The 21,360-nt window shown below is 59.8% G+C and carries 16 protein-coding genes and 1 pseudogene; 10 read left to right on the plus strand and 7 right to left on the minus strand.

The window, feature by feature from the left end:
- The 6 genes and pseudogenes from G205_RS17995 to G205_RS18015 all read left to right on the plus strand — a co-directional run.
- The coding region (locus G205_RS17995) for a TetR/AcrR family transcriptional regulator C-terminal ligand-binding domain-containing protein (protein WP_009359258.1) at positions 1–284 on the plus strand (284 nt) is incomplete at its 5' end.
- A gap of 870 nt (positions 285–1,154) precedes the next feature.
- A pseudogene (locus tag G205_RS23215) lies at positions 1,155–1,981 on the plus strand (MFS transporter).
- Positions 1,982–2,025: 44 nt separating this feature from the next.
- The gene (locus G205_RS23220; RefSeq protein ID WP_338058432.1) at positions 2,026–2,565 is read left to right on the plus strand and encodes an MFS transporter; all 540 of its coding nucleotides are present in this window, start codon (positions 2,026–2,028) and stop codon (positions 2,563–2,565) included.
- A gap of 637 nt (positions 2,566–3,202) precedes the next feature.
- Complete coding sequence (locus tag G205_RS18005) at positions 3,203–3,985, plus strand: SDR family NAD(P)-dependent oxidoreductase (protein WP_009359259.1); 783 nt, start codon at positions 3,203–3,205, stop codon at positions 3,983–3,985.
- A gap of 285 nt (positions 3,986–4,270) precedes the next feature.
- Entirely contained in the window at positions 4,271–5,725 is a 1,455-nt protein-coding gene (locus G205_RS18010) for an MFS transporter (protein ID WP_083875108.1), read from the plus strand.
- 1,060 nt (positions 5,726–6,785) lie between these two features.
- Positions 6,786–7,325, plus strand: coding sequence for a flavin reductase family protein (locus G205_RS18015; protein ID WP_009359261.1), 540 nt, complete (start codon positions 6,786–6,788; stop codon positions 7,323–7,325).
- Positions 7,326–7,706: 381 nt separating this feature from the next.
- Here G205_RS18015 and G205_RS18020 read toward each other — a convergent pair whose 3' ends face one another.
- The gene (locus G205_RS18020; RefSeq protein WP_052014189.1) at positions 7,707–8,000 is read right to left on the minus strand and encodes a helix-turn-helix domain-containing protein; all 294 of its coding nucleotides are present in this window, start codon (positions 7,998–8,000) and stop codon (positions 7,707–7,709) included.
- 64 nt (positions 8,001–8,064) lie between these two features.
- Complete coding sequence (locus tag G205_RS18025) at positions 8,065–8,736, minus strand: AraC family transcriptional regulator ligand-binding domain-containing protein (RefSeq protein WP_083875109.1); 672 nt, start codon at positions 8,734–8,736, stop codon at positions 8,065–8,067.
- Between the two features lie 1,022 nt (positions 8,737–9,758).
- Between G205_RS18025 and G205_RS18030 the strand changes: the two genes are divergently transcribed.
- Positions 9,759–9,974, plus strand: a complete 216-nt coding sequence (locus tag G205_RS18030) for a hypothetical protein (protein ID WP_009359264.1) — start codon at positions 9,759–9,761, stop codon at positions 9,972–9,974.
- A 136-nt stretch (positions 9,975–10,110) separates the two neighbouring features.
- On the opposite strand, the gene G205_RS18035 is transcribed toward G205_RS18030, so the two are convergent.
- From G205_RS18035 to G205_RS18050, 5 genes are all read right to left on the minus strand, one after another.
- Positions 10,111–11,490 (minus strand): glycoside hydrolase family 15 protein, encoded by a 1,380-nt coding sequence (locus G205_RS18035; protein ID WP_009359265.1) that lies wholly within the window; start codon positions 11,488–11,490, stop codon positions 10,111–10,113.
- Complete coding sequence (locus G205_RS23870) at positions 11,376–11,924, minus strand: trehalase-like domain-containing protein (protein WP_338058433.1); 549 nt, start codon at positions 11,922–11,924, stop codon at positions 11,376–11,378. Before G205_RS23870 ends, G205_RS18035 begins: the two co-directional genes overlap by 115 nt.
- Before the next feature lie 169 nt (positions 11,925–12,093).
- Positions 12,094–13,470, minus strand: coding sequence for an MFS transporter (locus G205_RS18040; protein WP_009359266.1), 1,377 nt, complete (start codon positions 13,468–13,470; stop codon positions 12,094–12,096).
- A 336-nt stretch (positions 13,471–13,806) separates the two neighbouring features.
- Positions 13,807–15,957, minus strand: coding sequence for an acetate--CoA ligase family protein (locus G205_RS18045; protein ID WP_009359267.1), 2,151 nt, complete (start codon positions 15,955–15,957; stop codon positions 13,807–13,809).
- Between the two features lie 269 nt (positions 15,958–16,226).
- Positions 16,227–16,862 (minus strand): TetR/AcrR family transcriptional regulator, encoded by a 636-nt coding sequence (locus G205_RS18050; protein ID WP_009359268.1) that lies wholly within the window; start codon positions 16,860–16,862, stop codon positions 16,227–16,229.
- 411 nt (positions 16,863–17,273) lie between these two features.
- Here G205_RS18050 and G205_RS21975 point away from each other — a divergent pair, with 411 nt between their 5' ends.
- The 3 genes from G205_RS21975 to G205_RS18065 all read left to right on the plus strand — a co-directional run bounded on the left by G205_RS21975 (position 17,274) and on the right by G205_RS18065 (position 21,010).
- Positions 17,274–18,215, plus strand: coding sequence for a VOC family protein (locus G205_RS21975; RefSeq protein ID WP_052014190.1), 942 nt, complete (start codon positions 17,274–17,276; stop codon positions 18,213–18,215).
- 61 nt (positions 18,216–18,276) lie between these two features.
- Positions 18,277–20,139, plus strand: a complete 1,863-nt coding sequence (locus G205_RS18060; protein ID WP_009359270.1) for a flavin-containing monooxygenase — start codon at positions 18,277–18,279, stop codon at positions 20,137–20,139.
- A complete protein-coding gene (locus tag G205_RS18065) occupies positions 20,132–21,010 on the plus strand; it encodes an SMP-30/gluconolactonase/LRE family protein (RefSeq protein WP_009359271.1) in 879 nt (292 codons plus the stop codon). Before G205_RS18060 ends, G205_RS18065 begins: the two co-directional genes overlap by 8 nt.
- Positions 21,011–21,360 lie beyond the last annotated feature (350 nt).

The following is a 21,360-nucleotide window of genomic DNA, read 5'->3' on the forward strand; positions in this document are numbered from 1 at the left end:
CTGATGTGTTTCACGCGGTTGCTGCCGAGATTTCGGCTTATCGGAACTCGCTGATCGTGGAGACGCTCAAGCGGGGACAGTCCCGGGGCGAGGTCCGCAGTGATGCGGACCTTCAGGTAGCCACTGAACTGCTGGTCGGGGCTTTGATGCTTGACGCGCTCTACGCCCCGGGCCCGTATCAGGTCCGCGGCATCGTTGCGAAAACGGTCGACATGCTCCTGAGAGGTCTGGGCAACAATCCCGTGGACCGGGGCACTGCAGAAGCCACCGGCGATCCTGTCTAGGTCTTCGCGAATAACAAAGAACAAGGGCGATCGAGGGAACCGACCTCGTTGAACATGCGGCCTGCGCTACCGGGAAAATACCTGGCCCCGCGTAGGCCATTTTGCCAACGTGCATACCCCCTGCATCTATACTTGAAACTCCCGTGATAACGGCTCGCCAGCGACTGGGGCACCCTGGGCTGCCCCAGTAGAGACATAAGCCGCATCAGGACGCACGCGCGCATCGATGGGATGCATCCGGTTCCTCAAGCCCCGCTTGCCGGCCGAGGCTCAGCCGAAAACAATCACAAGCGGCCAGAAGCTTCCGCTTCTATCCTTCGACTGGTTCCCGCAAGCCTTGCTTGCGGCCCCTGGGCTGTAGTCATCACTGTCTACCCCTTATTTCCACATTCTGATCGCGCCAAGGTGGGCATTGCCTGGAGACCGGACGTGCTCGGCCGCACTGAGGTCCGCTTGGTGCCGTTGACTTACGTACGAATTATGTGCTGAAGTAGGTCTTCAGGGCCGACATATAGGGGAGCAATGTTGCGTTCTCTTTCCGATGGTCGGCTCGTCCGCGCGTCGTGGGTGGCTGCGGCACGGATCTGGGGAATCGACGAAAGCCTTTGCCCCAGCTGCTAACCCCCGCCCAGCAACATCCCATAAGGGACACCAGCCGGGCGCAGGCGACAACGGCTTCAGCCGTGTGGCTGGCGACCCGGTCCACCCGCTTAATGCTGCTGAAAAGGCTTTGCAAGCAGCAAAGCATGCCTTTCACTATCCCTCCCGAAAGCAGCCTATGCCGCGTTCCCTCCCTTCCCGTTCGCGACGCGCCCGTCGCCGATGGCCATCACAGCTGTGCTTGCGCTCAGCGGTACCCTAACGGCGTTGATGCATACACTCGTGATCCCCCTTCTTCCCGACTTCCCCGTGATCCTGGGTGTGACTGCCGATGACGCCTCCTGGTTGGTGACGGCCACACTGCTTTCCAGTGCCGTGGCAACACCCATCGTTTCCCGCAGCGCAGACATGTACGGCAAGCGCAAGATGATGGTTCTGTGCCTGGCCGTCATGGTGGCGGGGTCGGTCGTGGCAGCCGTCGGCGGTTCCTTTCTGTGGCTGGTCATCGGCCGGGCCTTCAGGGGTTGGCGTCAGCCCTGATCCCAGTGGGCATCAGCATCCTGCGCGACGAACTCCCCAAGGAGAAGCTCGGCTCAGCGGTCGCCTTCATGAGTGGGACTGTTGGCATTGGCAGCGCCTTGGGCCTGCCCCTGGCAGGAGTGCTGTACGAAAGCCTGGGGTGGGCCTCGATCTTCTGGGTCTCCGCTGGTGCCGGGACTCTGTTGCTACTTGCCGTGGCGCTGGTAGTTCCCCGATCCATGGTCCGCACGCCCGGACTCTTCGATTTCGTGGGAGCCGCGGTGCTGTCCGGGGCGTTGGCGGCCCTCCTGCTGGCGATCACCAAGGGTGGCGCCTGGGGCTGGGGATCCGGTCCGGTCTTGCTGCTGTTGCTTACCACGGCCGTTCTGCTGGCCGTCTGGGTTCCCTATGAATTGAAAGTCAGGCAACCTATGGTTGACCTGCGAACATCTGCCCGACGCCCCGTACTCATGACCAATATAGCTTCGTTGCTCATTGGCTTTTCCATGTTCATCAACATGCTCGTCACGGCGCAGCAGCTTCAGCTTCCCACCCTCACTGGTTACGGTCTTGGCTGAGTGTGATCACCGCTGGGCTATGCATGGTTCCCTCCGGGCTGGTGATGCTGGTGTTCGCCCCGGCGTCCGGATGCATCATTCGAAGGTTCGGGGGTACAGCGGCGTTCATGGCCGGGGCCTTGGTGATGCTGGGGGGCTATGTGGGTCGTGCGTTCTTCTACGACTCCATCGCTTGGGTGATCATCGGTTCAACCGTGGTCGGATTGGGGACGACGATAGCCTACACGGCTGTCCCCACCGTAATCATGGGTGCAGTCCCGATCACGGAAACGGCATCTGCCAACGGCCTGAACATTCTGGTCCGCGCGATCGGCCAGTCAACCTCAAGTGCTGTAGTCGCTGGAGTCTTCGCCTCGCTCACCATGAGGCTGGGCGACATTTCATTTCCTACATTTGATGCATTCAGGATCATCTTCTGGTTGGCGGCTGCGGCCTCGGCAGCGTCGATGCTTGCCGCGGCATTCATACCCGGGGCCAGGGGGGTCCGGAGTCCACCCCCTACAGCAGGCGGCGCCGACGAACATGTCGTGCCGCCAGTACGCGTGCTGGCATCCGGGCACCGTACTGTCATTCCACCGTTGTGACCGTCCCGGAGGCCACGCGGCCCGCCGCAGTCGGCCTCTAAACCCTGCAGTCCGTCAGTTGCGGTGTAGCTGGACCACATTTGTTGTTGGTCACCCCACCGCTGGGATTGCTGGGCAAGGTAGAGCCGGTCGAGTCTATGAGAGCTGGCAGGCAAGAGCCCCAGAGAACACTCGATGACATGCCTAGGTGAATGGAAGATCCCGAGGACATCTTGTGCGTCCAAAGGCCGGCGGCGGTGTGAGTGTCTGTTCCGGAGGCTAAGGTGCACCAGGCGAAGGGCGGGTGCTGCTCTACCGCGGCAGCAAGCAGCACACCCTTGCATAGTTCATTCTATGGACCCAAGGCCGCTTACATGCACAGAGCGTACGTATATGAAGCACGGCAGAAGCGCCCGCTTGGTGCAGTTATGTCGCAAATCAGGACACATAACCGCGGACTCGTTGACTTACGTACGGTAAGTGTGTGTAATTAAGATCTCAGATGCCACGGGGCATGGCTGCAGGGTTCCAGTTCCTGCAGATGGCCGGAGTGGTCACGGGTGTACCGAAGGGCAAGTGAACTCTTCGTTGCCCGCGCGCCGTGTGGATCACCACTTTCACTGACAGAGACATAGTCGTCTCAGAGGGAGCAGTATCGATGTCCTTTTCAATTGCGGGTAAGAGAATTCTGGTAACCGGCGGTGTTGGCGGTGTCGGTGGCGGCTCCGTTCGGCACTTTGCCCGGGAAGGCGCAAATATCGTTGCCCTCGATATCCGGGATGAGGAAGGAATGCTTCTGGCGAAGGAAGCGACGGAGGCCGGGCCGGGCCAGGTAACTTACCGGCGTATGGATGCCTCGAGCACAATCGATATCCGCGAGAGCATCGAATGGGCCGTTGACCACCTCGGCGGCCTGGACGGTATCCTGACCGCCCATGGTGGACCGATCTTGTCCTGGGCTGCTGAAACCCCCGAATCTGACTGGGACTGGCAGCTGATGGTTAACGCCAAGGCCGTCGGCACGATCTGCCAGGCAGTCTTTCCCCACCTGAAGGATAACGGTGGCGGCTCGATCGTGAACATCGCCGCCGGCGGTGCCCTGAAGGACGGGCCGATCAAGACCTCCTCGTACTCGGCCTCTAAGGGAGCAGTCCTGAGCTACACCCGGTCCATCGCATTGGAGTGGGCCCCGTACAAGATCCGCGCCAACTGCGTGAACCCAGTCGTGGCCACCCCTAAAGATGATCAGATCCAGGCGCTCATGACCCCGGAGGAGCGGGAGAGGTTCCGGCGCCAGATCCACGAGAGCATCCCGCTCGGACACATGGGCGACGTCGAAACCGAACTGGCACCGGCCCTGCAGTTCCTGCTCTCGGACGCCGCGAAATTCGTCACCTCCCAGATCTGGGGAATCGACGGAGGCCTCTGCCCCAGCCGCTAACCCCCCACGCAGCAGCACACTCTGACGCGGCAGAACAACAGGCATAGGACGCGCGGACCGCACTTCTTCCACGCTAATTGCGGCTAGAGCCCACCCTGACTGTTTCCTGCGCCGGGGTGGGGCAGCAGGGGCCGAACCGCACAACCAAATGCTAACTCCGGGACCGACCGCTTCCTAGCTAGCCCGTAATGCGGCTTTCGAGTCCACCCATCAGACAGGTAAACCCATGGCTACACCAATAGATTCCATCGCAAGTACGAGCTCACGGCCCAAGAGAGGAGGTCTTTGGGCAGGCGTAGGTGCACTCCTCACCGCCGGGTTGATCACGGACACCATCTATGGGTCGATGTACGGGCCCTTGGTCACGTCTATCATGCTGAAACGAATTTCACGGCCGCAGAGGTCGGATGGTTCTTCAACGCGACAACCCTTGGTACCGCTGTTTCGGTCGCGCTCAGTTCCCGCATGGGAGATATATACGGTTCGCGGAAGGTCCTTATCGCCGTTTCCATCGTGGCTTTGCTGGGGTCCCTGGTCGTAGGCCTGATGTCCGACTTCTGGCCACTAGTCATCGGACGATTCCTCATCGGCTTCTCGGCCGGTCTTCCACTGAGCTGGGGAATAGTGCGCCCCAGGGCGGACGCAACTCAGACGCAACGCATTTCCGTTTGGCTCGGCACCGTATGCTCGCTCTTCACTCCGATTGCACTAGTGTTGGCCGGCCTATCCGCAACAGTAGGGCTCTCATGGCGCTCAGTGACGTGGTTCATTTTCGGACTGTTTGCTGTGCAACTTTTCTTCGCCTTGGCATCCCGACCTGCGCCTATCCAACCCCGCAGTACGACGAAGACTACCAATAACTTGGACTGGGCCGGAGCCATTGGCCTTGGCCTCTGGGTTACCGCGATCCTACTAGGCGTCAATGCCGGAGCCGAGAACGGGTGGACTTCCCCGATAGTTCTCGCCTACTTTGCGGCCGCTGCTGTGCTATTTGTGGCATGGCTTTTCCAACAGCGGCGAGCCACGTCGCCTGTTATGTCGTTTGAGAATATGGATCTGCGCCAGACTGCGTCGGGCTACCTGGCGATGATGGTCATCGCGTTCCTTGGGCTTTCGTTTTTCGTCGCACTTCCGAACATGATGCAGAACCCGAGCTGGGGCTTGGGCCTTGATCCGCTTACCTCCTCCTATCCTCTCCTGATGGTGTTCCCGGGGACACTGGTCGCAGGCCAGCTGGTCAAGTCCCTTATGCCGCGGATTGGCCCGAAGGCTTTTCTGCCGTTGGCCGCGGTATCCTCGCTTGTTGTCACCTTGGGCATCGCTTTCGCGCACGACAGCTACTGGTTGTTCTTCCTCTGGAGCTTCCTGTATGGGGCACTGGTCATGACCATTTACGTGTCGGGCTACATGCTCGTGGCGGCGTCAACTCGTCAGGACAACACGTCATCTGTGTTCGGCGTCCTTGCCGTCATCCAGTACCTCTCAGTTGCGGTTGCCACCGCGATCGTGTTCATCGTTATTGCACCCGGACCGGACGGTTTCACCCCAGAGTCGTCCTGGACCGGGCTCTGGGTCGGACTTTCCGTCCTCCTGGTGGCCGTGGCAGTTGTAATGCGGCTGCTTGCCCCGCGTGAACTGACGGACCGTCACGCTGTCAGCGCACTTGGCGACCTGACTGACGGCTTGGAAACCGGCGTAGTACCACCCGCTGGCAGCGTCCCTTCGGGCGCTGTCAAATAGATCCCACAGATTGTCGCTCACCTCGCATTCATCCCGAAGATGTGAGTGTCCGTACAGCGTCGGCCATTCCCCACTTGGACGTTTGGGGAATGGCCGGCGCTGACGTCGGGGCAGTCGATCGTCGCCGATAATTGCCCTCAGCTACTCCTAATCCCGTTAATGGACGCCAATAACTGTGATTCTGTATAGCTAATGGGTTCCGCTCAGGCAGGTGGTGATGAGGGTCCGGGGGAGGACCTTCACGCGACCTTGGCATGGAGCTGGTGTGAGTTTTTTCTTCCCGCCTTGTAATCTCCGCGCCGCATGGCAGGGGCAATTCCTTCCCGCTTACATTCTGGATGAGCGGGCGTGCGAATTCGGCAAAGGCACCCATGGCGGAGAGCATAACGATGCCCACGGGGGAGTCCACGCCAGTGAATAAGAAGCTTTCTCAACGAACACGACGCGCGCTACTTTGGGTCAAGCTTTGGACGAGCACACGGAGATCGTCAAGGTTCGGGGCGAGCCGGCCCGTGCTATGCGCCACCAGATGGCCCCACTGCCGTCCGTACGCGGCAGTTCGGCCAGTGGGCGCTTCGCGTTCTAGTCCAGAGGCCTAATCCGCACATACCTGAGCCGCTGTCCGATCACCGTAACGTCCAACCTGGCCTGCGAGGTACGTGTTCTTGGACTGTCCTACAGGAAGTCAAGATCGCTCCGCCAGTTGTCAGGTCGGGGTGTGATTCAGTTTGACGCCGCCAGCGTCTCTGACCGCCCTGCCATTTGGTCGATTCGACGGGTACCAGCCACTTCGCGGCATCTACGTCCAGCATCAACTACAGCCTTAGTCGTGTTTCTCCAAAGAAGAATGGCGTGAAATACGAACTGCTTGGCGCGAGTATGTCTTTAGACGCAGATGGATCGATCCTATGGTGTCTGTAGACCCGGTCCGTATGACCCGCAACACGCAAAAGAGCAGCAGCGCCTTTCAAAGTCGATGGGCGCGACTTCGACTTCCACTCAATAATTCAGTGGCGATGGCAAGCGACAGTGCACATCGCTTCAAGGAAGGATGACACTCATGATTCAGACGCTGATGAGCCGACCCAAAGTGAATTCATTCGGTGACGATCTGGTCGTCCGGAGCGCCTTCGCGCAGTTCCCCTCGGGTGTGTCGGTGCTTGCGGTCGATATCGAGGGTGACAAGCACGCGCTCGTCGCGTCGTCGTTCATGGTCGGCGTATCTCTGGAACCATGCCTCGTTGCCGTCGCTGTGCAGAAGTCCTCCGAGACGTGGGAGATGATCAAGGATGCCGGCTCGCTTGGCGTATCAATCTTCGGCAAAGGACAGGGTCACCTGGCCCGCAAACTCGCTAGTAAGGACCGCGCTGCGCGCTTCGACCAGAGCGCGATCGAAATCAGCGAGACCGGTGCCATCTTTATTGAAGACGCAGCCCTGTGGCTCGAGTGCTCGATCTACGATGTTTCCGAGGCGGGTGACCATTGGATGGCCCTTCTTGAGGTGCAAAAACTAGGCATTGGCGAGAATGAGCCACTGATTTGGCATGATGCGAAGTTCCGTGAACTCAGCGACTCGCAGCAGTATCTCGACCTCCGATAACCAATACGCTTTGCATGTTCTGTCGCGACAGATTTGGATGGCGTTGGTCCGATGAGCGCGGTGCCGCGAGGTTGCTCTGCAGTTTTGGACACACATCGATTCTCAGGACAGAAATTAAACCTAAAGGTCAACAGGCTAGGCCGATACAGCATCAGGCTGGAACCAGCTGTTGAAATCAGCGCTGCGGCGTGGGTGAGGAAAGAGCACAGGTAAGTCTTCTGGACAGGCATAAAGTCTGAGCTTTCACCCCAGGCCGGTGACGGTTTTTAGTATCCGGCAATGAGCTGTCTAGTACGTCAATTTGAATGACTTCGAATACCTGCGTCCCCGGGTCGCGAATGCAGCGCCCGGAATGGCGGGTTCACTCGTCTGGCACAGCAACTAGTTTCGCGCAGGCGGCGAAGAGCGGTACTGCGAGGGAGTGCGTCCGGACCAGCGTTTGAAGGCCAGGGTGAAGCTGGAAGCCTCCTCATAGCCGAGCCGACGCGAAATCTCGGAGACGGAGGCATTCGTCGTTGCCAACATATCCGTTGCCAACTCAAAACGGGCTTGATCCCGCAGTTGGCGAAAAGTCGTACCGTTCTCCTCCAAACGCCGCTGCAACGTGCGGGCAGAAGTGTTCAACGCAGCTGCGACATCCGTCGCGAGTACCCCCTTGTCCACCGTGGTCTTCATTGCATCAACCACACTACGAGCCCAGTCCTGCTCCAGCCGAAATTGCCGGAGCTTCTCCTTTGCCTCACGGAGGTAAGTCTCGTGCTGGAACGAGTCCCCGAAGCAGCGGCTCGGTCGAGAGGCCCTCGTCCCATTCCAAACCGACCGCCGACGCCCCCAAGACGACGGGCGCAGCGAGTATCTTTGCCAGTTCCGGAGACACCTCGTTCAGCGGAAGCTGTGCCACTGTCAGAGGGAATGGATCCTTCATGCTAATCATCATGAGACTTCGCAAAGTGCCAATGACATCACGATAAACGCTGAAGGCGACCAGCTCCGGCGGTGCACCGGTGTGCTCTAGCCGAAGGCCTGTAATCACTCCCTGGCTGTTGATGATAGGTGTGGACTCGATCATCGCGTATGCCAAATCGGTCGCGGTTGAGGCCCTTACAAAATGCTCCAGGGTAGGGGACGTTGTAAGCGCCAGGCCCTGTGTACCAAAGGAAGCAAGGAAATAGCCGTACCCTGCCTTCACCCACAGATCAGTCCGCCCCGCCGTCAACTCCACGAACTTCAACTCGAACGCCAGCTCCTGCTCGCCCGTGACGAAGGAGCCAGGAGTCTCGGCTACATCTGGATGCAGTCCGGCCGCTTGGAAAGCTGCCAGATGATCCAGCCCAGCTCCTATGAGCACATCTCGCAGGATCCTGATGCTGAAACTTGGAACTCGCACATGGCGATACGAGGAACGACGCACGGATTACTCCTTTGGTCGGTTAACTCCTCGGCGGGGTCCGCCTGCTGGCACCGCACGCGGTAAATGCGCTTCGATTTTATACCGTCCGCTGGATTCGACGAAGGCGGCCGCGGTGCTCAAGCGGGATCGGAAAGAATTGCAGCGTCCGGTTAACCTCGTGAACTCCGACTGCTGGCCACGGCCACGGTAATCGACGCATCCCGAATCTTCCCGGTGCGGTTGACTGCGATCGAGCAGATGCACTGGACCGCCCCGGTCTTCGCCGTCGAGTCTCAGGCGCGCGCCTAATGGCCAAGCGGGCAAGAGCACAACGGCGGCGTGCCCCAGTGGTCCCATCTGTTCTCGAAAGGAACACATCCTCATTCATCAAGAGGCAGTCCAAGGGGACCGCGGGACGGCGCGTGCCATACCAAATCACTCAATCTGACCCACTCAGTGTTCAATCTGATCTCAGCGGTGAGGAACAGTTTTGACGAGGCCGATGCATAACGGTCTATGCGAAAAACTTCCGAGAACGCGGTAGCAGGTTGCGCATCCAGCAGCGGTTACCAGACGTGGCGCGAAATCACAATTGATTGGCGGGACTCCGGCTCTTAGGTAAAGCCGCATATCTGTAGCGTGGTGTGTGGCTTCCCTATTGATACAACTCATGAAGGAGGGAGGCGATTTTCATAGTCAAGCAGGAGATTGGAGCCTCGAGATGTCACGTGAAGAAGCGTATTCCCGTTGCCCGTCAGACTCTTACGTAGAGCGCTACGGCAACGAATGGCTGGTTGTGCCGTTTGCCCCGGTGGAGCAACCGTATTTCTTCGACTGCCACCTTGGTGGAACGCCCCTGTTTGGATAGAACTTCCCACCGCGCTCGACGATTCAAGTCCGGAACGGTCTGGCCGGCGAATGATTTGGGCCCTGTCGTGGAAGATTTAACGGCTTACAAAGCACTATTTGGCGAACTGTCCACGGCTGTGCATAAAGAGTCCTGAAAACGACATAAACCGATATATGAAAGAGCAACACCCTAGATGCAAACCATTGAAGACCTTCCAATCGTGGTCACCGCAACCAACCGCGCGAGCATGGAGTCCCAGCTGGAGGAAGCAGTGGCGGCTGCCCAGGCAAAGGCACTGCGTGAAGGGCGCCGAGGGATACTAGTGACTCAACACGACGGCAGCTCCTTTACCGTCGACCTCAGCCATGATGTTCCATTTGGTCTGACCCGCGAACACCAGGCATGGTGAATGTACCCAGGAACGTGGCGGGGCTGGACAGTCCCGACCGTCTTTACCGGCGGGGGCGGGCGTCAGCCTCGTCCTTAACGAGCTGACACAGCTACGCGAACACGCGGCCGCACCGCAACCGCCCCTTTTCCGGTCCTTACGGAGCAGGTGTGACGGCCAGGCTCAGCCGGTCGACGCCGTGCATCGCATCAGCGGCGCGCACTAGCGCTAGATGGGAGAAGGCCTGGGGGTAGTTGCCTGCCATCCGTTGTTGTTCCGGGGCGTACTCTTCGCTGAGCAGGCCTAACTCGTTAGCAAACCCGACGAGCGTGTCCATGAGCGCCGTTGCTTCTGCTTTGCGGTTGGTGCGGGCGTACTGTTCCACGAGCCAAAAGGAGCATGCGAGAAACGGGTGCTCGCCCGGTTCAAGCCCGTCGATGCCCGTCTCGGTCCGATAGCGCATCAGAAGACCTTGCTCTGTGGTGAGTTCCCTTTCCAGTTGCGCGACGGTGCCAAGCATATGTTCGTCGTCGTATGCCAGGAAGCCGACCTGCGGCAGGGTCAACAGGGCTGCGTCTGTTTGTCGGCCGCCATACGTTTGGGTGAAGGAGTTCAGCTCCCGGTTGAAACCCTTCTCCATGATTTCTGTCCGTAGACGCAGCCGCAGTTCGTCCCATCGGTCGGCCGGGCCCGGGAGGCCGTGGTCCCGAACGGCCCTTACGCCGCAGTCGAAGGCCGCCCACATCATGACCCTCGAATGCGTGAAGTACTCGGCTGGTCCTCGAATTTCCCACAGGCCGCAGTCTTTGTCTTCGAAGTGTTTCTCTACATAGCCCAGCAGTGCCCGCTGAAGCGCCCAAGAGAAGGTGTCTTCTTTGCCGCCGGCGAGGCGCAGTCGCTCAAGGGAAACCATGACTTCGCCGATAACATCCGCCTGGTATTGGCCGACGGCAGCGTTTCCGATCCTTACCGGTCTTGCGTCCTGGTATCCGGGGAGGTGATCCAGTTCGCTCTCCGGAAGATCTCGTTCACCGGCTACCCCGTACATGACCTGAATGTCCTCGGGGTCGCCGGCAAGGGCGCGAAGCAGCCAATTGCGCCACTTCAGCGCCTCCGATTCATATCCATGCGTCAACATCGCTTCAAGGGTTAGTGCGGCATCGCGAAGCCAGCAATAGCGGTAGTCCCAGTTACGCGAGCCACCGAAATCCTCAGGCAGGGAGGTCGTGGGTGCGGCTACGATCCCGCCGGTCTCATAGTGGGTTAGTGCGCGCAGAACGAGCAGGGATCGCTTGACGTGAGCGGCGTAGGCACCGTCCTGTCTGCAGTGGCCGCCCCAGCGCGTCCAATAGTCGATCGTGTCCTTGAGAGCTGCATCGAAATCCAGCGTCGGCGGGGTCTCCCGATACGACGGAAACCATGTCAACTCGAAGTCCACCTTTTCGCCGGCAGCGACTGCGAATTCACCGATATGTCCTTGATCATGGGCTTCAGGTAGGTGCTTTCCGTGGAGGGCCCAGGCATCAGGCCCAGCCATGGCCAGGAGGGTTTCCCCACCGGGACTACGGCGCGCCCGGCTCGTCCACGGCGTGATCGCCCCATAACGGGGCCGGAGAAGAAATTCATGACGGAGGGAAACTGTTCCCCGGAGCCCGGTAATCCGTCGCAGGAGCGAGGAGCGGCCTCGTCTGGCTGGCATGAAGTCTGTGACCACGATCTGTCCCGTTGTAGTCTGCCACGTCTCTCAAGGACAAAAGTTGATTCCAAATAATGACGATCCAGGACCACAGCAGGCGTCTCCGCAGGGGCAATTAACCACCTCCCGTGCTGTTCAGTGCCCAAAAGGGCACTGAACACCGAAGGGGAATCAAAACGAGGGAAGCAGAGCCAGTCCGCGCTCCCGGTACGGGAAACGAGCAGCCCGGTTGCGAGGTTTGAAAGTAGCGCATAGTCCTCTATCGGTGCCGCCATGGATATACCTAAGCACGACGGGGGGCGGAACGGTAGGGCTTGAACTACTTGGCCGAAGTCGGACGTTTACGAAGAACCATTCCTTCGGCCAGCTCTATATCAATCCGGTAGCACCAAGCGGCGGGGAATGCGATCGCTAGGGCTTTCGAACGGCAGGCGGATTGCGAGGTCACCGAGTTGGTCGCGTAGCTGCGGGCAGGATCGAACCCTCCGAATTCGACTCCGTGACTGCTTGGGCGGCATCCACCCACCGTTTACGTGTCAACACCAGGATCAAGGCTGCTGTCAGAATTCCGATGCCTAAGTAGGTGATACCCGCATTGGTAGAGCCGGTGTACTTCGTGAGGAGTCCGAAGACGTACGGGGCGACGAGTCCGCCGGTCATGCCCAGCGAGTTTACTGCAGCTATGCTTAGGGCGGCTCGATAGCCAGAAAACTGCTGTTGAATAATTGCCCAGAATCCACCAGTGGAACCGTACAGTCCGGCGGCAGCAACGCACAACAGCAGCATCGAGACGACGAGTGATCCAGACACCAGAGGCACGACCACGAAGATGGCTCCACCGAGGGTCAAAGGTATTACTGTGTGCCAGATTCGTTCCTTCTTCCGGTCCGACAGTCTTCCCACGACGATCAATGATGTGCCACCGATAACATAGGGCACCGCGCTAAGGAAGCCGACAATAGTATTGGATGAGCCTTCGGCCAGGCCTCGGATAATTTGCGGCAGCCAAAATGCAATTCCGAAAAATCCGCAGGCCAGGAAAAATTGGATGAGCGACAGCATCAGAACCTTAGGGTCGGTCAGGGTTTGGCGAAATCCGCCCGTGTGACCAACGGAGCCGCTGACCGCGTCCCGTTCCATGGTGAGCCTGTTCACGAGCCAGGCCTTCTCTCCTTCGCTCAGCCACTTGGCTTGACTCGGCGAGTCCGATATGGCGATGTAAAGGAGGAGTCCCAAGAGGAACGCCGGAATTCCGAAGAGGATGAAGATCCAGCGCCACGAAGACAGTCCGAACCAGTCCGACGAGTCGAGGATCAATCCGGAGAGAGTGCCGCCAATTATGCCGGCGAGCGATGAGCCTAGCAGGAAAATCGCGGCTGAACGGGCTTTGTACGCAGCAGGAAAAAAACTCGCAAAATAAAAGATGACGCCCGGCGCCAGACCCGCCTCAGCAACGCCCAGGAGTATGCGAGAGACGATCAATTGCGTTTCATTTTGGACGAAACCACTCGCAATTGTTACCAAGCCCCAGGTAATAGCTATGCGCGCGAGCCATATCCGAGCGCCGATCCGGTACATTATCGCGTTACTCGGCATTTCGAGGAGAATATAGCCGGCAAAGAAGATACCGGCAGCGAACCCGAAGGCTGCGGGATCAATACCGAGCTCGGTACCCATATCAAGCTGGGCATATCCAAGGCTGATCCGATCCAGAGACGACACGACATAAAGAGTCAGTGCCAGCGGAAGGATCCTCCATGAAACCTTGCGCATCGTTACCTTCTCAACTGCGCTGATTTTCGTGTTAATTAAGTTGGGCATTTTTCCTCCATAAACAGGGAATGGGCGGAATCAAACACAAACAGGGGACGGCACAGCGAAAAAGACTGTGGAACAGGGGCCGCTGCGTCAGCGTGGTAATAACGTGCTAAATGAGCGCGACTTCGGAAATCGCACCGGTACTTCCCGTACGCTTCATCGCAATCTGCTCGAGGGATTTGCGCGTGCTTGTCATTGCGAGTGCCGAAACGGGGTGCACTACGTGGACACGGACACCATGTGGTTAGCCGCTGAATTATTGGCGGAGTAGCCAGCGTTTTTCAGCCAAGCATTCAGTCCTGATGGTCTGCACTCACCGGCTGGATGAAGATAATGGGTCTACGCGACCATCGGTGGCGGTTGCGCGAAAATCACCAACACGTCGAGCGCTTCAACATCAGCTCCGCGAACAACGACTGGATTTGACTCCATCGCCTCGAGGCCAGCCTCGCGCAGGGCCCATGCCGCCCCGGCGAAGGAGAGCACCGCGTCAGCGATCGCCTCGCGGTCGGCCGGTTCGGTTCCTCGCGCTCCGTCAAGGAGCGGTGCGGCCCGCAGCTCACTCAACATCTCGGAGACGTCGTGGCGCGACACCGGCAACGGACGAAGGGCGACGTCCTCGAGTACCTCCACCCAGACGCCTCCCAACCCGAGGGCAAGGACGAGCCCCCACTCCGAATCACGTGTCACACCCATGATCAGCTCGACGCCGGGAGGCCTCATTGGTCCGAGCAGCACGCCCTCGATCCGTGCATCAGGATGATGTTCGCGAGCTCGTTCGGTGAGTGTCTTAAAAGCGGCTCGTGCCTCTTCCTCATCGCGGATGTTGAGGATGACTCCGCCGATGTCGGACTTGTGCACGATCTCGGGCGAGCAGATTTTTGCGACCAGCGGGAAGCCGTAGGCGGCGGACACCTTGCCGATGTCGTCCACCGAGGTCACGAGGGTCGAGGGCGCGATGGGAACGCCGAACTGAGACAGCACCTGACGCGCGGTTGCTTCCGACCAACGCCGGTCGTCGGGGATCGTGATCTCTGGAGTGTCTGTTGAAAGCTCACCTTCGTTGAGAAGCTGACGCCGTCGTTGTGACCATCGGTCGAGTGCGTGAAGCGCTTCGAGGCCACGATCTATCGACTCGATGACCGGTGGGGTGCCCAGCTCCAGGCGCAGTTCCATGTCGGCTGGATCCGCATTCATCGCCATGTCAGCGAATGCAAGAACCGGCTTCGACGTGCTAGCGGCCAGCCGAAGATGCGCCTCGGCGAGCCCGCGCCGATCCGGGTTCAAGTAGGTGGGCGTGGCCAGCCCGATGCCTTGCGTGATGAGGATATCAACCGATGGATCATCGGCGAGGATGCGCGCGAGCTCCGGCAGAATTTCCTTGGCATCGATGGTCACCGCGGCCGTGACATCGAGAGGGTTCTGCGCGGTCGCGAATGTCGGGAGCCCTGCCGCCCTCAGCGCGTCAGCCGTTTCCTCGTTGATCGTCGGCAGATCGAGGCCGAGTCGGTCTGCCCGGTCTGTGAACACTTCGCACGCAGATCCCGCGCCAGTCACGACGGCTGCCCTGACCCCCGGAAGTTCACCATAGCCCTCGAAGAGGGCCGCGGTCGTCACGAGGTCTTCGAGCGATGTGCAGCGGACTGCGCCAACCTGCTGCAGTACCGCCTCAATGATGCGGTCGTCGCCCACCAGTCCGCCCGTATGGGCGACGGCGGCCCGGGCCGACTGCTCACCGAAGCCGGCCTTAAACACGATCACCGGCTTGCCGGCGAGTGCCGCACGACGACAGGCGGTGGCGAATTCGAGAGGTGATCTGATGGCATGAACGTAGAGGCAGATGACCTTCGTGCTGTCCTGGTCAATCAAATAGTCGATGCAGGCAGCCACGTCGAGCACCGCCTCGTTGCCAACGGTGATCACATGATCGAGCCCAACCAACCTCGTGGGCATGTGGGCGATCATCTGATACGCGAGGGCGCCGCTCTGAGAAACGAGACTGATCCCGCCTACGGGGGTTTCAGGAACTGACAGCCCGAAGCCGAACACGCGGCCGCTGAAGTTGACGAACCCCATGTTGTTGGGGCCAAGGAGGACGAGACCTCGCTCGCGGCAGTACTCCGAAATCTCGTGTTCGAGCGTCTTGCCCTCAGTTCCTGCTTCACCGAATCCCGCCGCTAGTACCACGAACCGCGTGACTCCGAAATCTGCAGCCTCCTTCAGCGCGCCGAGCACGAACTCGGCCCGAACGAGGATGAACGCGACGTCAGGAACGATGTCCAGGTCTGCCATCGCCGCGACCGTGGGCAGGCCGAAGACCGTCTCAACCCGTCGACCCACGAGCCTAACCTCGCCACCGTATCCGCCCGCACGAAGGTTACCAAGGACCGTCTTCGCCCAGGCGGAGCGACTGCTTGCGCCCATGATGGCGATCGAGGTCGGTTTGAACAAACCGTCCAGGGCAGGCCGCTTCGCGTGCGGGAAGGACATCGTTGTGCTCCTCTGAAAGAACGTGAATCGAGCGTGAGGCGAATCAACGGGCGCCTGCTGACCTGCAATCCATAATACTCTGATTTTGACACAAACTAGAATGCAAATCTAGTGGAGCAACGCGAGCGCCCTGCGCCGTCCCTGCTCTGTTAAGCGCACATCCCTGAATTGACATGGAATCAACTAGAACACGGAACTAGTCTCCGGGTTGACCCCGGGCGAGGCCGGTGTAGGTCCGCCCGCAGAGCGCTAGTTGCCGGGTCGAGGATTCACTGTCCGCCTGTTTCACTCCTGCGGGCCTGGTCAGCCTGCATGCCGGCGACTGCCCACCGGATTTGCGATTCGGCAAGGGCGAGACCGTCGGTCATGCTGCGCCGACCTGCGTACCAGTGAGTCAGGAGGTCTTGCCAAATCGCCATGACGAGGTCTGTCAGCTTGTTGGCGTCATCCGTCGGAACTCCCTTGAGACTTATCGAAAACGTTTCGCGAATGGACCGACGGAACTCGGTGATCACTTCGCTCACGTACGGGTCGGATGAAGCGCTCGACTGCACATTGATGGCCAGGAGATTCTTCTCGCGCTGATATGCACGCGTGCCGCGTCGGACAGTGGCGATGAGGTGTTCGCTCATGTCTTCGACCACAGGAGAAACGCGCCCAGCGAGGGGCTCGGACCATCGGACAAGCGCCGCTGCGAACATGTGCTCCTTCGAAGCGAAGAACCGATAGATCGTCCCGAGTGCTACGCCCGAATCTGCCGCGACGTCTTTCACGCTCACGCTGGCGACACCGCGTTCGCTGACGAGGTGAATGACGGATCGGAAGATCAGTTCACGCTTTGCGCGCTGTGTCTCAGTCAGGTCGTGAAGGGGGGCTTCGGCGTTGATCGGGCTATCCGGTTGCATGATAAACCATCATAAGTCCGGCCGACCTTAGAATGCTATTCTATTGGCATCTTTCGTTTGAGCACTTGATTAATCGGGACTACTTGACAGAAAATAGATCCCGAATCTACTGTTGTCAGCGGACGCGCCAATCGCCGCGCGTCCCGCAAACACAAAAGCGCTGTCCGATGAGCACTTGCCGCCACAGCGGGGTCATCATCAGCGGTGCCCGCACCCCGTTTGCAAAGAACAACGGGTCACTCGCTTAGGATCGCTGCTTTTCCACTGGGCGCGCACGCCGTGAAGGATGCCTAGGGCGGCGAAGCGCCCGCGTCGGAGATGGACGCAGTGAACATGGGGCAAGTCAGCCAAGGTGGCAGGCGGACAGGGCGACAACAAAAACAACTCTTAGACACGTGAGGAAACCTCCATATGACGGTCCGACTTGGACGCATCTATCACCCGAGCCACCGGACCCCGGATCTTGAACCTGTCGAACGGTTCTTCCGGGAGGTCTTCGGTCGGCACAGTCTTTCACGAAGCAGCCTCGTCATGGCTGGGTTAGTCAAGCAGGCGCCGGAGTACCCGGAGGACTACTGCCTCTTCACGCCCGTTGCTGATCTGTTTTTCGACTCGATAGTGCCGGAAAAATATGTCTGGGATGGGAAGCAGCCGTACGCCAGCGTCGCGCAACCTTACCTGGACGGATATGGCTGGGCGGTAGACGAAGGAATGCAGCAGATCTGGGACGCCTGCCAGGCAAACGGGATCCGGCTCACCGACCAGTGGAACAATGTCGTCGAGGGGCCGGTGATGGCGACCGCGTCGTTCAAGTCAACCCCCCTGTTTTGGACGCTCGAAGACGACACGGGCCTGCGCTACGAGTTCTACCCCACGACGAGCATCTCGAACTACGACCACCGCAGCGTCCCGGGGTGGACACTGCCGTCAGTCCGTGACTTCGACCCGGTCTCCATCATCCGCACGTCCCACCACACGGTGCTCACCCACGATATGCCGCGGGCCAAGAAGTTCTTCGTGGATATTCTTGGGGGCGAGATCTTGGACGAACGTGTGAATCCGGTTTGGAACACTCGGAGCACGTTCATTCGACTTGCCGATGACGTCCACGAGTTGGCCGTTCCGATTGAGGCAGGTTCGCCAGCCGGGGAAGCGCTCGCTAAACGGAGCCCGCTTGACGCATATTACTCGATCGGTTTCCACGTGGCCGACATCGACAAGGTCGTGCGGACTCTTGAACGCAATGAGGTTGGGACGATCTACCGATCCGACACGGCAGTGGTGGCAGACCCTTCGACAGCGATCGGTATCCCCTGGGGATTCTACGCAGAACTTCCTTTCGCCACGACCTAAAAACGCACTCGAATGCATCAACACGTGTAAAGCCCGATCCATCAAGAGGAAAGGAATTTCAATGACAGTGACGCAGCTTACATCTGTCGCCACGACCTACCAGGAGCGGGCCGCCGCTTGGTTGCAAGACTTCGAAAACGCCCTGACGAAACCGGATCCGGGGGCGCTGCATGAACTCTTCGCGGATGACTCGCACTGGCGCGACATCGCCGCGTTCACGTGGGATGTCGTCCAGTTCTCCGGCCTTGATCGGGTCGCGACTGAGTTGCAGCGATCGGCCGCGGCAGTCGTCCCGGTGAACTTCGCGCTTGATGCTGATCGTCCCGCCCCTGGCGTGAGCCGTTTCAACGATCACGAGGTCGTCGAGGCCTTTTTCACCTTTGAGACGCAGTTCGGCCGATGCGCTGGGCTGGCCTACTTTGTGGAGGAGGACGCCCGTGCCAGCCACGGGCTACGGGCGTACGTTCTGTCGACGGTGCTCCGTTCTCTGCACAATGTAGTAGAGAAGCACACGGGCGAACCCGATCCCGGCTACGGTTTTACTCCGGAATGGCCCGGCCAGACGTGGACCCAGTACCGCGCGCGGCAGGTCGCGTACGAAGACCGCGAGCCGGAGGTCCTCGTGGTCGGCGGCGGCCAGGCGGGCATATGCACCGCCGCATTGCTGGACAACCTCGGCGTGGACACACTCGTCATCGACAAGTTCGAGCGCGCGGGGGACAGTTGGCGAACGCGCTACGAGGCGCTGAACCTGCATTCGCCGACGACATTGTCCGATTTCCCGTTCATCCCCTACCCTAAGACATTCCCCAAGTACCTGCCGCGAGACAAGCACGCCGACTGGGTCGAGGCGTACGTGAAGTTGCTTGATCTCAACTATTGGACGAGCAGCACGTTCGTCGACGCCGTTTACGACGACTCCACACAACGCTGGACTGCCCGGATAGAGCGCGGCGACGGCAGCATGCGTGTTCTCAGGCCCGCACATATCGTTATGTCAGTGGGCGGCTCAGGCGGGCGTCCCCTCATGCCAGCCATGAAGGGAATCGACACGTTTCGCGGTACCGTCGTCCACTCCTCGCAGTTCACCAGCGGACGCGACTACCGCTCCAGTAAAGCGCTCGTCGTGGGAGTGGGAACGAGCGCACACGACATCGCGCTCGACCTCTACCGGCACGGTGCCGACGTGGCGATGCTGCAGCGCGGGCCGATCACAGTCGTGAGCCTCGAAGAGGCCAACACCGTCTACGGCAGCTACATGACGGATATGGACCAGAGCGAGGCGGACCACCGTTACTACGCAGGTTACGTGTACCCGTTGATGGTCGAGGCGAGCAAGAGGAACGCTCAACGGAACCTAGAAGTCGATGCCGAGCTTCTCGAGGGACTCGCAAACGCCGGCATGAAACTCGACATCGGCGAAGACGAGACCGGCTGGCAGATGAAGTTCGCGCGCTACGCTGGTGGCTATTACCTCAACGTCGGCGCGTCCGACGTCGTGGTCGAGGGCGGGATCTCGGTCATGCAGTACGAGCACGTGGACGGCTTCGTGCCCGAGGGCGTCGCTCTCGATGACGGGACGGTGCGCGAATTTGACCTCGTCGTCATGGCAACGGGGTATGAAGGACTTGAGGTAGAAGTAGAACGCTACTTCGGCACCGACGTGGCCGAGCGTGTCGGCCCGGTGGGGCGGCTGGGCCCGGACGGAGAGCGGCGCAACTTCTGCAAGCCAACCCCCCAGGAGCATCTCTGGTTCACGTTCGGCGGGATTGTCGAAGGACGGCGCTCGGCCTCGTGGATGGCGCTGATGATCAAAGCTCAACTCGACGGGCTCGTGCCCGCGCTTCATCGTAGTGAGGATGGAAAACTCATCGGGCGTGAGGAAACCTCGACGAACACGTTCATGCGGATTGGCGATGCCTGAGTCACGCGTTCGCGAGCACACGTGGCAGCCGTTCTCGACAGGGCACGGGTTCCTCGAAGCACCGCGATGGTATGAGGGCTCCCTCTGGGCCAGTGACTTCATCTCACGTGAGGTGATCCGCTTCTCACCGGACGGCGAGCACGACACCATCATGAAGATCGCCGGCATGCCCGCGGGCCTGGGCTTCCTGCCCGACGGCAGCATCCTCGTGGTATCCAGCGAAGATCGGCGCGTGCTCCGTCGCCGGCCCCATGGAGAACTGGAGTTTTACGCAGACTTTGCCCACATCGCTGGTGGCCGTGGGAACGACATGATCGTCACCTCGGCTGGACACTGCTATGTCGGCAACTTCGGATTTGAGCGAGGCAAGGACGAGCCTAGGTCCGCCCGACTGACCCATATCGATCCCGAACGCCGGGTGAATCCGGTCGAGGGAGAGTTGATGTTTCCTAACGGCATGGTCGTGGACGGCGAGACCTTGATCGTCGCCGAGACTTATGGGCATCGACTTACCGCTTTTAGGATCGACAACGACGGCAGGCTGATCAGGTCACATGTGTGGGCGCAGTTGGGTGATGATCAGCGTCCGGATGGAATCGCCCTAGATTCTGACGGGGGCGTCTGGTACGCCAACGCTCAGGCCGCTGGGGACACGAGTGGCTTCTATCGCGTCGAGGAAGGCGGACGGATCACGGACCGGATCGTGATGGACGGTGCGTGGGCGGTTGCATGCACGTTCGGCGGGGAGGATCTGAGCGAACTGTACGTTATCGGCGCGCGCACTTCGCTAGAGGAATTTTATGCCGGGCGCAGTGACGGTTTTGTCGGACGGGCTAACGTCGGCCGCCGGGGTGTGTCCGGGTCGCAATAGGCGGCTCGCACCGAAAATACCCTCCTGGCTATACGGCAGGGAGGGAAAAGCAGGCTCAAGCGCGTACTCGGCAGCAGAGGCAGCTGGATCGGCCTAGCGAAATCATTGGTTAAGGAACGTACAACTTATGGATGCTAAAAGAGGACACCATGAATCAACAGCAACCGCATTGCGCTCAAAGTGGGGCGACCGGTCGACGGAGAATGACATGTGCGCCGTAGCCGCGGAGCGCCACTGCGACGACGTTGTGGGCTCGCTGCCGACGTTGACGATTCGTGGTGCGGTGTTGAATTCGTTGGGGGTTGAGGGTCCGTATGCGGGGAGCCGGCCTATAACGGTGGATGAGCTTA

The sequence above is a fragment of the Arthrobacter nitrophenolicus genome, assembly GCF_000332815.1.
GTDB lineage: Bacteria > Actinomycetota > Actinomycetes > Actinomycetales > Micrococcaceae > Arthrobacter > Arthrobacter nitrophenolicus.

What these genes read in the sequence shown, in the direction of transcription:
- G205_RS23220 (WP_338058432.1), top strand. Translation starts at nt 2,026, where the DNA reads ATGCTGGTGTTCGCCCCGGCGTCCGGATGCATCATTCGAAGGTTCGGG.
- G205_RS18005 (WP_009359259.1), top strand. Translation starts at nt 3,203, where the DNA reads ATGTCCTTTTCAATTGCGGGTAAGAGAATTCTGGTAACCGGCGGTGTT.
- G205_RS18015 (WP_009359261.1), top strand. Translation starts at nt 6,786, where the DNA reads ATGATTCAGACGCTGATGAGCCGACCCAAAGTGAATTCATTCGGTGAC.
- G205_RS18020 (WP_052014189.1), bottom strand. Translation starts at nt 8,000, where the DNA reads ATGAAGACCACGGTGGACAAGGGGGTACTCGCGACGGATGTCGCAGCT.
- G205_RS18030 (WP_009359264.1), top strand. Translation starts at nt 9,759, where the DNA reads ATGCAAACCATTGAAGACCTTCCAATCGTGGTCACCGCAACCAACCGC.
- G205_RS18035 (WP_009359265.1), bottom strand. Translation starts at nt 11,490, where the DNA reads ATGGCTGGGCCTGATGCCTGGGCCCTCCACGGAAAGCACCTACCTGAA.
- G205_RS23870 (WP_338058433.1), bottom strand. Translation starts at nt 11,924, where the DNA reads ATGGCGGCACCGATAGAGGACTATGCGCTACTTTCAAACCTCGCAACC.
- G205_RS18040 (WP_009359266.1), bottom strand. Translation starts at nt 13,470, where the DNA reads ATGCCCAACTTAATTAACACGAAAATCAGCGCAGTTGAGAAGGTAACG.
- G205_RS18045 (WP_009359267.1), bottom strand. Translation starts at nt 15,957, where the DNA reads ATGTCCTTCCCGCACGCGAAGCGGCCTGCCCTGGACGGTTTGTTCAAA.
- G205_RS18050 (WP_009359268.1), bottom strand. Translation starts at nt 16,862, where the DNA reads ATGCAACCGGATAGCCCGATCAACGCCGAAGCCCCCCTTCACGACCTG.
- G205_RS21975 (WP_052014190.1), top strand. Translation starts at nt 17,274, where the DNA reads ATGACGGTCCGACTTGGACGCATCTATCACCCGAGCCACCGGACCCCG.
- G205_RS18060 (WP_009359270.1), top strand. Translation starts at nt 18,277, where the DNA reads ATGACAGTGACGCAGCTTACATCTGTCGCCACGACCTACCAGGAGCGG.
- G205_RS18065 (WP_009359271.1), top strand. Translation starts at nt 20,132, where the DNA reads ATGCCTGAGTCACGCGTTCGCGAGCACACGTGGCAGCCGTTCTCGACA.